At 37.5% G+C, this 15,020-nt stretch carries 9 protein-coding genes; 2 read left to right on the top strand and 7 right to left on the bottom strand.

Annotation, left to right across the window (positions count from 1 at the left end):
* Positions 1–108: 108 nt before the first annotated feature.
* On the top strand, positions 109–585 hold the full coding sequence (locus tag ALPR1_RS10765; protein WP_008200633.1) for a hypothetical protein: 477 nt from the start codon (positions 109–111) through the stop codon (positions 583–585).
* Between the two features lie 30 nt (positions 586–615).
* Here the strand turns inward: ALPR1_RS10765 and ALPR1_RS10760 are convergent, their stop codons facing one another.
* From ALPR1_RS10760 to ALPR1_RS10750, 3 genes are all read right to left on the bottom strand, one after another.
* Entirely contained in the window at positions 616–2,406 is a 1,791-nt protein-coding gene (locus ALPR1_RS10760; RefSeq protein ID WP_008200631.1) for a Kelch repeat-containing protein, read from the bottom strand.
* Positions 2,407–2,411: 5 nt separating this feature from the next.
* Positions 2,412–3,557: a hypothetical protein gene (locus ALPR1_RS10755; protein WP_153231799.1), complete on the bottom strand. Its 1,146-nt coding sequence runs from the start codon at positions 3,555–3,557 to the stop codon at positions 2,412–2,414.
* 216 nt (positions 3,558–3,773) lie between these two features.
* Positions 3,774–5,762 carry an FG-GAP repeat domain-containing protein gene (locus ALPR1_RS10750; RefSeq protein WP_153231798.1) on the bottom strand — a complete coding sequence of 663 codons (1,989 nt, stop codon included), beginning with the start codon at positions 5,760–5,762 and terminating at the stop codon, positions 3,774–3,776.
* Positions 5,763–5,922: 160 nt separating this feature from the next.
* Between ALPR1_RS10750 and ALPR1_RS10745 the strand changes: the two genes are divergently transcribed.
* Positions 5,923–7,221 (top strand): DUF3472 domain-containing protein, encoded by a 1,299-nt coding sequence (locus tag ALPR1_RS10745; RefSeq protein WP_008200625.1) that lies wholly within the window; start codon positions 5,923–5,925, stop codon positions 7,219–7,221.
* On the opposite strand, the gene ALPR1_RS10740 is transcribed toward ALPR1_RS10745, so the two are convergent.
* The 4 genes from ALPR1_RS10740 to ALPR1_RS10725 all read right to left on the bottom strand — a co-directional run bounded on the left by ALPR1_RS10740 (position 7,218) and on the right by ALPR1_RS10725 (position 15,017).
* Entirely contained in the window at positions 7,218–8,114 is an 897-nt protein-coding gene (locus tag ALPR1_RS10740; protein WP_008200623.1) for a transglutaminase family protein, read from the bottom strand. The genes ALPR1_RS10745 and ALPR1_RS10740 overlap by 4 nt on opposite strands.
* Positions 8,111–10,675 carry a circularly permuted type 2 ATP-grasp protein gene (locus tag ALPR1_RS10735; protein ID WP_202795636.1) on the bottom strand — a complete coding sequence of 855 codons (2,565 nt, stop codon included), beginning with the start codon at positions 10,673–10,675 and terminating at the stop codon, positions 8,111–8,113. The genes ALPR1_RS10740 and ALPR1_RS10735 overlap by 4 nt, the downstream gene beginning before the upstream one ends.
* A 12-nt stretch (positions 10,676–10,687) precedes the next feature.
* Complete coding sequence (locus tag ALPR1_RS10730; RefSeq protein ID WP_008200621.1) at positions 10,688–14,044, bottom strand: transglutaminase family protein; 3,357 nt, start codon at positions 14,042–14,044, stop codon at positions 10,688–10,690.
* Between the two features lie 250 nt (positions 14,045–14,294).
* Positions 14,295–15,017 (bottom strand): hypothetical protein, encoded by a 723-nt coding sequence (locus tag ALPR1_RS10725; protein WP_161599229.1) that lies wholly within the window; start codon positions 15,015–15,017, stop codon positions 14,295–14,297.
* Positions 15,018–15,020 lie beyond the last annotated feature (3 nt).

Raw genomic sequence — 15,020 nt, 5'->3', positions numbered from 1 at the left:
TTAACTCAAAAATAATTAGTGAAATGAACTCAATTGATGCAATAAATAGTGTACTTACCGAGCTTTAACATGCTTAAAACGAACTAATTAAATCATTCACCCCATTTTATGAGAGCATTTTTCATTATCCCTTTACTATTTTTCATATTTATATCTACTACCAATAGAAGTTATGGGCAAGGATCTGACACTCCAGTCCCATTCTTCAAAAACTCCTTACAGGGTAGCTTAGGATTTGCTGGGCTATATGGAGCTGCTACCTCTAATTACGAAAGGTTACTCACTCAACCCACAGGAAAATGGGTCACTGCCACTTATCTGAGGTTTGGAATTGGAGCCTATGGATCTTGGGGCGGAAAAGGAAACTATACTTACTTACAATATGGATTCTTTACAGGAAAAAAAGGAAGTCATTTTGAATTCAGTGCAGGGCCAAATATTGGCTTTAATGAGGAGTATTCGGATACTCCCATTATTGCAGCTTCAACAGGTTATAGAATGCAAAACCCTGGTAAACATTTTATGCTTCGAGCAGGAATAGGAGTTCCCGAATCCTTGTATTTCGGTTTAGGATGGAGTTTCTGAAAGAAAAAAAGCTAAATACAGAGGATATCTTTAATCCTCTGTATTCAGTTGATAAATTCTAAATTGATGATAATCATTTTCAAATGAGATTGGTAAGGTATAAGGTTTTCCCTCTATTTCTCCCCAAAATCCTGATGCAGTTAAAGCATCTTCATAATAATAAATACTTTGATACCATTTAACTTCTTTGGTGACCATATTGATACTAAAATTTTTACTAGAATAAGTGAGATAAAATGTATTCCCAATAATTTTCATTCCATTTATGCCATAAGCGTTAATTGATGGGAATTCTCCAAAAATCTCATGAGACTGTCCTGGTTTGAACCTCTTTATTACCAAGTATGAGGAATACTCTTGTAAATAATAAATATATCCTTGATGAACCCACATGCGAGTGTAGCTCTTCATGAATTCTGGAACATCAAATTCTGTTTTTTGCCAGGTACCTAGATTTGGATCCAGTATTAGGTATTTTTTTTCGATTCCAGAAACAGCCATTATTTTATCTTGATATTCAAAAAATCGATATAAAAATCCATGCGAGAGAGGAATATCTTCCATTCTTAACCATTGCATAGTATTAAGGTCCAGCTTCCATAAATCAAGAAAAGGTTCTAATCCACTGGGTAATTGCTTATAGCCTAGACCAACGAAAAGCTCTGATTTAGAATTTCCATAGACTAAAACTCCATTTCTTTCTTCTTTAGCTCCAGGAAAAGGAGGCAGTTCTGTCACACCTTGAGTTAAAGGGTCCAAGAAATAATTTTTGGATAAATCATTCTTCCAAAAAACCAATCTATTACCTGCTGAAACCGTTCTGTAATCCTTCCAATTATTAATTTGGATGAAATCAGTAATTAAATCCCAGCTATTATTTATCTCGAATTTTTCAGGAAAGTTTTCAACGAACCCTATTCCAATAAGTTTAAGCTCATATTTTCCAGATAAATAATCAGGTACAGTTGCCTTATAAGTGGTAGGAGTAATTTTAACAAATGGTATGGTAGATGTAAATTCATTATATAGATTATTTAATCTTAGTTGAAGGTTATGTTGATATTCTTTATCCAATGTCACGATAATCTCCTCCCCAACATGGGCAGAAAGTTTATTTATCGATTGGATTTTTGGATAGCCAAGCGTAAAGTGGCTTGACAATGTAGTAGACTTATCAAAAACAGTCACGACAAGATCGTAGGCCGCATCACTAACGGGAATCAGACTGGAATAGCTAGAAAGTTCCACTGTCAAAAGTTCGGGGGTAGCTTCTATAACCTTAACAGAAAAATATTCATCTATGTAAGGGATGTGGACAAAATTTCGCTCTTTAACAGCACTAAAATAATCTCCTTTGATAGTAAAAGTTGTAGGGCCAGATATTTCTTTCACGGAAACTTCTGAGATTTCCGGACTTTTTACTCCTTTACTTTCGAAAAGTAAAGGAGCTCCATAAATAGTCATCCCATTAGACTTAACAAATGGTTTGACGTAATATTCTATTCCTTTAAGCAAATCATATTTGATTTTAAAGGAAATAAAGTTTTCAACTGGAGCCCCTTCAATTTCGAAACTTAGATACTCTGTTGGAATATACACGTTTCCAAAGGCACTGGACTCCAAATATTCCACGCCATAACTATCTATAGATGACTTGCCTCCTTTAAGAATCTCAAAATCTACGATAGCACCTGTTTCATCTATATTTTTTATCTCCTTACTTTCAATAAATGGGTATTCTCTAGGAGTGATAGCCTCGTCTTGCTGACAAGCAGAGAAAAAAGCCAAAAAGGCTATTAATATTAAGCTGCGATGTAGCATATTATTTAAAATTTAAAACTTAAATACCCACCAGTTCTTAGATACTTCTCATTTACAGAAGCACTCAAATGATAATTTTTCAATCCTATTGATATGGCTCTAGAATGCTTAAAATACTTTTCAAGCCCAATCCCCCATACTAGTCCTTGGTAAATAGGTTCTAATTCGAAATCCCCAGCTATTGTTGTGATTGATTTTCCATCAACCTCTGCTCTATAGAACACCAGTTTTTCGTAGTTAAAAATTCCTACTGAGTAACCCAATTCAAAAAATCCTCTCCAAGCATTGGGTTTGATGTCTATATAATATTTCCCTGACACCGGTAAAGTAAAAACAGAGTAATCTAAATAATAATCTATTTCAAAATTGAGTTTGCCTTCTGAGTTGAATTGGAATTGATTTGTATTTACTTTCGACCAATTTGGATTAAGGTTTACAGAAATATTCCTCATGGGGTTTACAAATACTTCCAAATTAATCCCGAAGGTTGGAGTTTCGGCATTAATTCTATTGACCAGTCCAATGTTAGGAAGTGAAAATTCTTGCTTAACTAAATTATACCCCACATTTGGGCTTATAGTAAAAACCTTGCTATAGCTTCTCGGCTTAATAATCGTCGTCGCCGTTTGAAATAAATAATAGAGGCTATATTCTTCAAGTTGAGTGATATCAATCAACGGATCTATAATCGGATTATCAATTAACTCACTTAAAACTTCCTGATAGCTTTCTTCATTTAGCTGATTTAGACCCATGCTATCCTCCAAAAAATAATAATCTTTTTCGGCAGAAAACTTCCACAACTTAATAGCTGGATTTGGCTGCGGAATTAATTGTAGGAAAATAATTTTCATTTCCCCACTTAAAGAAATTTCTTTTTTGAAAAAATACCTATGATTGACATAGAATTCAGTAACCTCCTCGATCGTATATTTTTTATACTCTTCACGTTTTATCTTTTTAAAAAAAATCGCAGTATTATTTTCAATCGGATAGTTTTTAATATAACCATCTGTCTGTATTGTATCTGCAAAGACTATATAATCATACTTTTGGGCATGAATTTCCATTGAAACCAACATGCCAATTAGGAAAAACACCAGGTAAAGAATCCCTCTTTTATGTACTGGTTTTGAGTGGGTTATTTTCAAGAAAGTATGATAGGATAGGCCAATTTTTTCGCGAATAAAGGAAATAAAAACGAAATAAAAAGGTGGTCTTAAAAATAGTTTTCAAAATAATTATTCAAGTCAAAAAGCCGTAGAAAAATGGTAGATAAAAAAGGCGAATATTCTAATTTTTTAAAGCCAGAAAAAGAGAAAAAATTGAAATTTCCCAAAGACACAATTGATAAAATAGGTAAAAAATTACCTATCTAAATGATAGATATGCCCGTCTTCGGCACCTACTAAAATTTCCCAAACACCATCTTTGTTCCAGTCCACATAGGTTGGACTGGTAGTATGTCCAGCAAGCCTTAATTCTGTCAAGTTTCCCAAGTTTTTAAAAACTACCCGATCTGTACTTTGACTGATATTTTCAAAAATGGCAACATTCAAACTATTCACCAGCAAATCCAAATCACCATCTTGATCCCAATCCACCAAGCTGATTTTTCTTCTTCCACTACCCCCTGCCTCAGCGTTATTTAATTTTAGTAATCCCGATTCTTCGTTTTGAGCAACATTGCGATTAGTATATACGGATGCGCCTTCCCCATAAAATATTCTTTTTCCAGGTAAAACAGCTCTTTCTCCACCTTCAGAAATCCCCTCAAAAAAGGCAAGATAACCCTCGTGATCTAGCATGACCAGATCCATCACACCATCCTTATTCCAGTCCACAGCAACAGGAGTCGTTCTCCATTGAGTTACCAACTCATCAGGTCGAGGCTTCCACCAATTCCAAGCAGGATATTTCATAGGTTCATTTCCCCAATTGATTTTTATAGGCTTTGGCTCCTCCAGCGATGTCCCTGTATTACGAATCCATTCTACTTTGCCCCAAATGGAATTAAAAATGATATCCCTATTTCCATCATTATCCCAATCAGCAACTGATAAAGTAGTATATCCCCATTTGGCTTCGGCAGGTCCTTGAATAGATCCGTTTTCCCCAGCTTGACTTCTGAAAGGTTCACCATTAACTTCCAAAAGTTTGGGCTCATTCCAAGTAGGGTTTTCTTTACCATCTAAATTTTCAATAAAAGCAATATATCCAGCTGAATTACCCGCTATCAAATCCTCATCTCCATCTCGATCCCAATCCACAGAAACTGGGGTCACTAAAGCCCCAAACTTTAAATTGTCTGCTTTTTGCCGGAAATAGAAAGGGGATTCAAATACTGGCTTTTGACCTTCCAATTTCCCCGTATTTCTAACTAAAGCCACCCGACCATCTTCATCTCCTACCACTAAATCAATAAAACCATCTCCATCCCAGTCAATGGAAACTGGAAGAATCATTTCTAAATCCATTTTAATAGTTCCTTCATGATTTGTCAGAAAGCTTCCTTCCTTGTAGATAGGCTTACTTCTTGTTCCAACATTTTCGAAATAGGTTAACCTGTCTAAAAATTCCCCACAAATAATATCCAAATCGCCATCTCCATCGAAATCAGCAAAATTAGGTGATGGGGCTCCATACAAGTCTATGTCCTTATTTGCAGCCTGTATCTTGCCTTTTACACTATATTTTCCATCCACATTTTCAAGCAAAATCAAATAGCCATGAAGAGGGCCATTCGTCCAATTACCTGATTCATCATAAGCATTATCCCAACCGTAATCTGTCCAGTCATCCATACCCACCACAATATCCAAATCGCCATCTCCTTCATAATCCACCATTTTCCATTGATTGAATCTGGGCTTTTTTTCTAATCCTTTTAGCAATTCCTCAGCTGGAAATAACTCTTCGGGATTCTTATCAAGTTGTGATTTGAAATCATTCAATACCTTTCCAGGAATTGTAACTTTAGCGCCTTCATTGATATGGGAAACTTGAATCTGCTGGATGGCATCTCCAATTCTGATTGGAGGCTCGAAAACAGGAATTTTATCTCCTGATTTGTTTTCAAAAAAATAAAGCCCATTAAAAGGTTTATCAGGGCAAGAAACTAATAAATCCATGTCTCCATCTTCATCATAGTCCATTGGCAATGGCCAAGCCCACAATCCTACTCCCAAAAATGAATTTCCTTCAGGTCTATTGTACTTAACTATTTCAAATTCATGTTTTTCTTTCTGGGTTGATTGCCCCTTTACCTGTAATGATAAAAAGGAAAACGTTAGTAGGAAGGTCAGGGAAATTTTAAAAAACGAGTGGAAATGGGGCTTAAGATAAAAAGAGTTCATTGACATTACTTTGGGTTTAGAAGATCAATAGTTAGAGGAAAACTGTTAGATTTCCATCAAAATACATTTTAATTCATAAGTCTACGAAATAGATTCTTAGATACTATCCTGCTCAGTTTCAATCCAGCTTTCTATCTTTGGACAAAATACCATCTCAATCGTGAATAACATCCTTTTATTAATCCTCCTTTTTTCTTTAAACACAGTTTTTTTAAGCAAGGAAGGCATTGAAATCTCAAGAGATCAATACTCTGCAACAATTGCTATCCCACTTGGAGGAAATGCATACCAAACGGCAGGAAGTGTCAAAGAAAAAATAGGTAATTCAGGAATTGAATCTTGGTCAGACCATCAAAGTGAGTTCAGTATATATATCAAATCAGCAGAAGAAAAGCAGGTTTTACTCTCTCTAGAGCTATTAGAGCAAGAAGGAAATGCGGAAATACTTATTGATTTCGATGGAGCAAGTACCATTAATCTAGAAAAAGGGCAAAGTGGAAATGTTCCTGTTAAAGAGATAAAATTATTGGCTGGGTATAACCAAATTACCTTGAAAGCTATTTCCAAAGAAGCTGCAGATTATGCCAAAATCAAGAATTTGATATTCAGCTATGAAGGTGAATTATCTCTAAACTATGTCAAAGACAATATTGACAATCGTTTCTACTGGGGTCGCAGAGGACCTTCTGTCCATTTAACCTATACTTTACCAGAAAACCAAAATTTCAAATGGTTTTACAACGAAGTAAGTGTTCCTGTTGGTCAAGATCCCATCGGCTCTTATTTTATGGCAAATGGTTTTGGGGAGGGGTATTTTGGTATTCAGGTTAATTCCGAGACCGAGAGAAGAATATTGTTTTCGGTTTGGAGTCCTTTCAAAACGGATAATCCTAACGAAATTCCTGAGGAAGAAAAGATCAAATTATTGAAAAAAGGAGAAGACGTATATACGGGAGAATTTGGAAATGAAGGTTCCGGTGGTCAAAGCTTTCTCAAATACCCATGGAAAGCAGGTCAAACTTACCGCTTTTTAAATTCCGTTGAACCGGATGGAAATGGAAATACTATTTACACAGCATATTTTTATGATCCGGAAGTTGGCAATTGGATATTAATTGCAAGCTTTTTAAGACCGAAAACTGATACCTGGTACAAGAGTCCGCATTCTTTCTTAGAGAATTTTGTTCCGCAATCAGGAAATATCCAAAGAATGGGAGAATACCAAAATCAATGGGCTGCTGATGAATTTGGAAACTGGGTAGAGCTTACCGAAGCAAAATTCACAGGAGATGATATAGCCAGAAGAGGATATAGAATGGATTATGCTGGAGGCTCAGGTCTAGGCAAATTTTACCTGAAAAACGGGGGATTTTTTAATGTTAACACTCCAATCAATAGTATCCATAATAGGCCAAGTCAGGGAACAGCGCCTAGCATTGATTGGGATAAACTTCCTTAATTTTCATGTAGGAATTGAGAGTCTAGATTCGTTACATCCACGCTAACTTTCATTTCCTGCTCACTACCACTATAAACGATTCCTTTGAGAGGGGTTACATCAGCAAAATCTCTACCTACTGCTACACGTACATGTTTGTCATTTACTAGCAAGTTATTGGTAGCATCCAATTCTACCCATTCATGATCTGGTATATAAACTGCTATCCATGCATGAGAAGCATCTGATCCCACTAATTTAGGTTTACCTGGAGGAGGCAAAGTCTCTATATATCCACTCACATATCTCGCCGCTAGACCGAGACTTCTCAAGCAGGCTAACTCAAAATGAGCAAAATCCTGACACACTCCTTTTTTGTGTTCAAATACCTTTTCTAATGGAGTACTGATATCAGTAAAGCCCGGGGTGAATTGAAAATCGGTAAATATTCTAGTGTTCAATTCTATTGCAGCTTCCATCAAAGGTCTTCCCGGAGTAAAGGACTTTAACGCATATTCCTTTATTTCTTCCCAAAAATTGACATGATCGGATTCCAAATAATATTGTCTAATATCATTTGAGGCTTCTGTCGTATGAAGCCAGTCCACCACTTCTTCCCAAGGTTTAGTTTGAGAAGGGTCTACTCCTACCCATTCTGGTTCTTGAAGTTTCAATACACTCTGAGAGGTCACTGTCAATTTCTTATGAGATCGCTCCACAGAAAAATAAAGATATTTATTCCCAAAGAAATCAGTCCTTTCTGCCTCAGAACTGGGTTTTGGACTGATTTCACAGGAATACTCCAAAACCTCCTGAAAAGGAGAACTTTGGGGAATTTGAAACATTAAGTTATGGCATAATGTAGCCGGAAACTCATAGATATAATCTGTGATATGGATGACTTGGTATTTCATATCTCAGGTAGAACAGAGGTTTGAATCATACTATATCCGCTTCCGGTATGACTAAAATAATTTTGATAAATCACGTCGGAAGTATCGTGAAGTAGTTCTATAATTTGATCTAAGAAGTGGTTTAACTCATGATACTGCTTGGTTTCAGGATCCACTGTTGCTAAAACATCTATATCACAAAGCCTGATTTTAGTAATCGCCTCCAGAAGTTTCTTTCTTTCGATACTAAATAACTCAGCCTCTTCCTGATTTGGTAATGTTTTTAAGTGGCTATCAATCTCTAGCAACTGAAATATCAAAGACCTAGGATTATCCTCATGCAATATCAATAGGCTTAAAACACCATGCATTTCAAGATTGGAGCGGTATCTATAGCGATAAGTCACCAAACTTTCATTACACCTCAACGTGTTCTCCATCAGCTCCTTATTGTCTTCCAAATCGAAAGATTGATGAAGCATGTTCTTGAGTATCGTACAGTTATTTGCTGCTGACTCAATAAACCTCCCAATATTTAATAAATGCCAAGTAGGTTCACGAGTCATATTATCAATATTCAACCCATAAAAAGCCATCAATTTGATCACCATATTATCTAAATTATGGTAGGCTTGCATTAGGGTCGTTTCAGACTTTCTCATTCTGGTCAACTCTTCAGATATGCTATCCAAAATCCTCCAAGTATCTAAACTCAAACGATCTCTCACCGCATAGGCATTGGTCAAGAATGATTGAATTGAATAAGCTAATGTTCCAGATTTTGAAATATCATGAACTAATGAAAGTAGTTCTGGTTCCGGGTTTTTCAGTGTTGCTTTTTCCTGAAATCCCGGCAGTGTTCCTGTCAGTGCAGTGAGCGTTTTCAGCATGGTGCCCAAAACAGGATTTTCATAGACATGAATATCCTCATCTGCCTCATTATAAGATAATAATGTCATTCTAATTAAACGAACAGTATAGGCTGATCTTTCTAGATACCTGCCTAGCCAAAACAATCGTTCTCCTGTCCTACTGGGTAGCACATTGCGAATCAATGGTTGGGCTTTTATAGTTGCCGAATAACTTGAAGTAGATTCTCTTTTCTTGCCTAAAACCCAAGTATCCTTACTGATACCCCCTGTTTGATTAGAGACTAAAAAGGCTCCTTTTTTAGGAGAGCTTCTGGATAGTCCACCTGGCATCACTTTGTAGCTTTTACTTTCGGTATCTGCTACTACATAACTTCTAAAGACAGCGTTTCTGGCTTCCAGCTTATTATCAATCCAAGAAGGCGAAGTAGAAAAGTCTACCATCTCTTGTCCTACAAACATGTATGGATTCCTCTTGATACTCTGCTTTAGTTTCTCCAATTCTGCTTTGGAAAGTTCTCCTCCAAAAACAGATTTATGAGCGGTGCCTCGATAGATATTTCTGATAACCAAAGTCTCCATATGTTCGAAAACATACTTCATTTCTTTGGGTTGACCACACCACCAGGTTGCTACTGAAGGAAGAGACAAATCTTGCCCGAGCAGGTGCTTTGAGATTTTTGGCAAAAAGGCCATCAATCCGGGGTTTTCAAGAACTCTACAACCCAAAGGATTGATCACAAGTACTTTTTTCTGTCGGACAGCCTCCATTAATCCTACCACTCCAAGATGGGAATCATTTCTATATTCCAGCGGATCACAAAACAAATCATCCACCCTACGAATGATAACATCAACTTTCTCCAGACCCTTAATTGTCTTCAGCCATACATAGCCTCCACTTACCGTTAAATCCTCTCCAAAAGCGAGCGTAAACCCCATAAATGAGGAGATATAGGCATGCTCAAAAAAGGTTTCATTGGTTGGACCGGGAGAAAGTAAAACCACCCTCGGGTTTTCCTTATTATTCAGAGTAAGATTACTTAGAGTATTCTTAAAAGTTTGATAGTAGGAAGTTATTTTCCGAACATGGTTTTCCCGAATTAATTCAGGAAAAACACGTGTCATGGCAGCTCTATTTTCAAAGGTGTAGCCTGCACCGGAAGGAGCATCCGTACGATCATGAAGCACCCACATTTTACCATTGGGCCCTCTGGCAAGATCGGAGGAATATTGAATCAATTGCTGATCTCCATCCAATTTGATATGCTGTGCTTGTCTTAGATATCCTCTATGATTATAGATCAGCTCAAAAGGAATAAATCCCTCTTTAATTAGGCTTTGCTCACCATAAAGATCTTTTAGAATCAAATTTAAGAGTTCGGTACGCTGAACAAGTCCTTTATCTAATTCCTCCCACTCCTGGCTTTCAAAAACCATTGGAACCGGGTCTAAAATCCAAGGCCTATTCATTCCATCAGGATCACCATAGACATTATAGGTCACCCCGTTTTCACGAAGTTGACGGGCTACTTCTTCCTGAAATTGGCCCATTTTCTCTGAACCAATCTGATTATAGTATTTGGCAATTTGTTTCCAATGAGAGTGGATTTTGCCTTCATCCGTGGCCATTTCATCCAGAAACGGCTCATTATTGAACATCTTCTCCGTAAGATAAGATTCAATCATATCTCCTTTTTCAACTAATTCCACATGGAATATTTATCAATCAAACTTTTTATATCTCCGAAGGTCCATGGTGTATGGAAATTCTGGGTTGACTATTGCAGGTGCCTCTTTGTAGGCTGTTTTTAATTCTAGTTTACTAATGTATCGATCCGGTTTTCCTTCTCCTTGATTGCTCGCGATAGGCATTTCCAAGGGTTCCTTGACAGGATTAATCGTATGCCCATAGTCATAGAATCTTGAAATTCTACGGGATTCTGCCTCATAACTATTGACAGGGAAAGAATCGTAACTTCTACCTCCAGGATGGACCACATGATATTGGCAAGCAGCCACTGACTTTTTGGTCCAAGTATCATATAAATCTATCACCAGAGGCGTATCAATCCCGATGGTAGGATGCAATGCAGAATAAGGCTGCCAAGCTCTATACCGTATTCCTGTCACATACTCTCCTTGAACTCCCGTGTTTTTCAAAGGGATTCTATGACCGTTGCAAAGTAAATGATATCTGGAATCTGTTAATCCAGAGATTTTTATTTGCAATCGCTCCAAAGAGGAATCTACATACCTGGCTGTACCGGTACTAGACATCTCTTCACCCAAAACATGCCAGGGCTCAATCGCCATTTTCAACTCCACTTTGATTTCTCCTTCTTGTAGTTCTCCAATAAATGGAAATCTAAAGCTGAAGAATGGGTCAAACCAGCTAAGATCGAAATCATATCCAGCCCTGTTCAAATCATTGACAACCTCTTCTAAGTCTTTCTGACAGTGATGAGGCAGTAGGAATTTATCATGAAGAGATGTTCCCCATCTCACTAGCTTATGATCATAAGGTTCTTTCCAAAACCAACTCATCAGTCCTCGAATTAGAAGCAATTGAACCATGCTCATTCTAAAATGAGGTGGCATATCAAAACCTCTAAACTCCAAAATCCCCAGCCTTCCGCTGCTAGAATCCGGCGAATATAACTTATCTATACAAAATTCCGCACGATGTGTATTACCAGTTATGTCAACTAATAAATTTCTAAAGATTCGATCCACCATCCAATAAGGAATTTCATCCTCTTTTCCCAAAGGCACTTGTTGGAAGGCTAACTCCAGCTCATACAATATATCATCTCTTCCTTCATCCACTCTGGGTGCCTGACTGGTTGGTCCAATGAACTGAGTAGAAAACAGATAGGATAAAGATGGGTGGTGTTGCCAATACGTTATAAAACTTTTTAAGATATCGGGCCTTCGTAATATTGGGCTTTGATCTGGTGTGACACCACCTAGTGTTATGTGGTTTCCACCACCTGTGCCAGTGTGTTTTCCATCCACATTAAATTTTTCACTAATGAGCCTGGTCTCCCTGGCCTTTTCATAAAGTATCCCATAATTATTAAGGATTTCTTTCCAAGTTTTTGCTGGTTGGATATTTACTTCGATTACACCTGGGTCTGGCGTAATCATCATTTTTTCTATACGCTTATCCGATGGTGGGTCATAACCTTCTATCAAGATAGGTGTCTTCAATTTCTCAGCTGTTCTCTCGACTGCCTGAACTAAATCAAGGTATTGCTCCATCGTAGACACTGGAGGAAAAAACACAAATAACTTTCCTTCCCTGGCTTCAACCACCAAGGCAGTTTTAAATATCCTCTTAGAATTTAAAGGAGGTTTAGTCTTAAATTCTTCATGACTCAAATCTGGCAATGCATCCACATCAGCAAAAAGATCTCTTTCTGGAAGTATAGGTTCCTCTTCGGTCGGTGTATGCTCAATAGAATCCAATGGTAATCGCAAACCGGCAGGTGAATTTCCAGGAACTAGAAATAGGTCATTCCTTCTGAATTTCCAATAACAACTTTGCCATCTGTCTTCCACATATTCCCATTCTAAGGGCACTGAAAAACCAATTGGCTTATCCAATCCCTCAGTTAATAACTGTGCAAGTTTTTGCCTTTCCAGAGGAGATTTTAAATCAAAATCTTTTGGGTCTACATTAACTGGAATTTTGCTCTCTTGCCAGATGAAATATATAGGATCCTCATAAAGAGGAGTAATATTTTTTTGATCTACATTTAAATGAGTGGTGAGCTCGGTCATAAATGCCTCTGCATCTTTTGCCGAATGTTTATAGTCTTTTGATAAATCAGCCATTAAAGCATCATTATGCCACATAGGAATGCCATCTTTTCTCCAGAAGCAAGCTAATTTCCATCTAGGCAAAGGTTCTCCAGGATACCATTTCCCCTGACCATATTGCATCAATGCACCTGTACCAAATTCGCCTTTCAGTTTATGAAAAAGTGTATTTGAAAGACTTCTTTTATGTTCTCCATCGGCATCAGAATTCCATTCTGGAGCATCTTGATTATCGACGGATACAAATGTAGGCTCACCTCCCATCGTCAATTTCACATCGTTGGCTTCTAGGTCTGCATCAACTTTATCTCCTACATCCAGAATCTTTTGCCATTGCTCATCTGAATATGGTTTAGTAACCCGAGGCTTTTCCACTATTCGTGTCACCTCATTTTCGAATTCAAAAGTTGTTTCAGCGGGCTCCGCCATTCCGGAAATAGGGGCAGCATCTTGTGGGCTTGGAGTACAAGCTAATGGAATATGACCTTCACCGGCAAAAAGCCCCGAAGTTGAGTCAAGACCTATCCAGCCTGCACCAGGAATAAACACTTCAGTCCAAGCATGCAGATCCGTAAAATCTTCCTCTGGTCCGGAAGGTCCATCTAAAGATTTTTCGTCTGATTTAAGTTGAACCAAATACCCAGAGGCAAAACGAGCTGCTAGACCCACGTGTCGAAGAACTAGCACCATTAACCAGGCAAAGTCCCTGCATGAACCAGAACCTTTCGTCAAACTTTCCTCGCAGCTTTGGACTCCAGGCTCCATCCTTACATTGTATTTCAATTGATTATGAATCAACATATTGATTTGAACCAAGTAATCTACTGTTTTGGTGTTTTCAGCTAGGATGGATTTAGCTTTTGCTACCAAGTCCATCAAAAGGGGATCCTTTTCCTTCAGTTCCAAATAAGGACTCAACTGATTCTTGAGGCTGTCTTCATACTTAAAAGGAAAAACTTCCGCATAATCTTCCACAAAAAAGTCAAATGGATTAATCACCACCATATCTGCGATGACTTCTACATCGATTTCAAAAAACTTCACTTTTTCTTGAAAGACAATTCTTGCCAAGTAATTCCCAAAAGGATCTTGCTGCCAGTTAATAAAATGGTTTTCTGGCTTTATATTCAGGGAATAGGCTTTGATATGGGTACGGGAATGCGGTGCGGGCCTTAAACGGATTACCTGGGGACTTAGGGTAATGTGACGGTCGTATTGATATTTAGTATAGTGGCGTAAGGCAACTCTGATGGACATATTTGTCGGTTAATAGTGTATAAAAATAGCTAATTCTATAATTCTGGTTTAGAATGGAATAGAATGGGTTATTGGGTAGAATCTTGTAAAGTAATTTAAAATAAGAATATATCTTCATAAATCTTTTTTAAGACTAAAAATTCCGATTTATTCTTTTGGAAGTTTACATAAAAAAACACCAACAGAATAAGAATTTACCCTGCTGGTGTCTACACACTAAATAAAAAACGCCTAAAAAAAATGTCTGATATTAATCTTTAAATTTTCCATTTTTCATAACAAGAGCTTTTTCCATATTAGCTACGATCATATCATAAGCTTCGCCATTGTCATCCACATTATTTGGTCCTAGCTCGATCAAACCATCACCATTTCCATCACCTACCAAACTTGGAGGTACATCTTCAAGAATTTTATCATAATACATAGTCAATAACATTTCTTGAGCGCCATCAACTTCAATACCTTGGTTGAATTGAACAACCCATTCACCTTCTAAATCTACATTTACTATAGCTGGGATATCAAACCAAGAAGCCTTGATCATCACAGAGTATCCACTCATATCATCTTCTTCAGGAACATCAGCGTGAACCAAGTCAAGCGTCAACTTCCCATAAACACCATCATAAGCCATTGCTGAACCAATTGGGGCTACTTTGATTTCGCCATCATCCACCAAGTCTAATATTTGAGGATCTCTGTCTCTAATCTGCACGATCGTTGGTTTTTTAGAATCCTGACTTGTCGCACGAAGTATCAACTTGACATTATCAACCGAAAGCTTTACATCTTGGATTTTGAAATTACCTTGGATCAAGTCAGATGTTCTTGCACCTGCATCATTAATCGAAGATCCTAAAGTAGCTGCAATCGTTACTTCACTTTGAGCTTCGACAGGAGCTTCATCTTCACTGCTTGTACAGGAAGCTATTAAAGCGGTAGCTGTAATCCCTAAGAGGAAATTTTTCATTGG

The sequence above is a fragment of the Algoriphagus machipongonensis genome (assembly GCF_000166275.1).
GTDB lineage: Bacteria > Bacteroidota > Bacteroidia > Cytophagales > Cyclobacteriaceae > Algoriphagus > Algoriphagus machipongonensis.
This window is presented reverse-complemented; position numbering and strand designations above follow the sequence as displayed.

Bases quoted from the DNA above. Each gene is read 5' to 3' on its own strand.
- ALPR1_RS10725 (WP_161599229.1), bottom strand. From the start codon at position 15,017: ATGAAAAATTTCCTCTTAGGGATTACAGCTACCGCTTTAATAGCTTCC.
- ALPR1_RS10760 (WP_008200631.1), bottom strand. From the start codon at position 2,406: ATGCTACATCGCAGCTTAATATTAATAGCCTTTTTGGCTTTTTTCTCT.
- ALPR1_RS10750 (WP_153231798.1), bottom strand. From the start codon at position 5,762: ATGAACTCTTTTTATCTTAAGCCCCATTTCCACTCGTTTTTTAAAATT.
- ALPR1_RS10740 (WP_008200623.1), bottom strand. From the start codon at position 8,114: ATGAAATACCAAGTCATCCATATCACAGATTATATCTATGAGTTTCCG.
- ALPR1_RS10730 (WP_008200621.1), bottom strand. From the start codon at position 14,044: ATGTCCATCAGAGTTGCCTTACGCCACTATACTAAATATCAATACGAC.
- ALPR1_RS10765 (WP_008200633.1), top strand. From the start codon at position 109: ATGAGAGCATTTTTCATTATCCCTTTACTATTTTTCATATTTATATCT.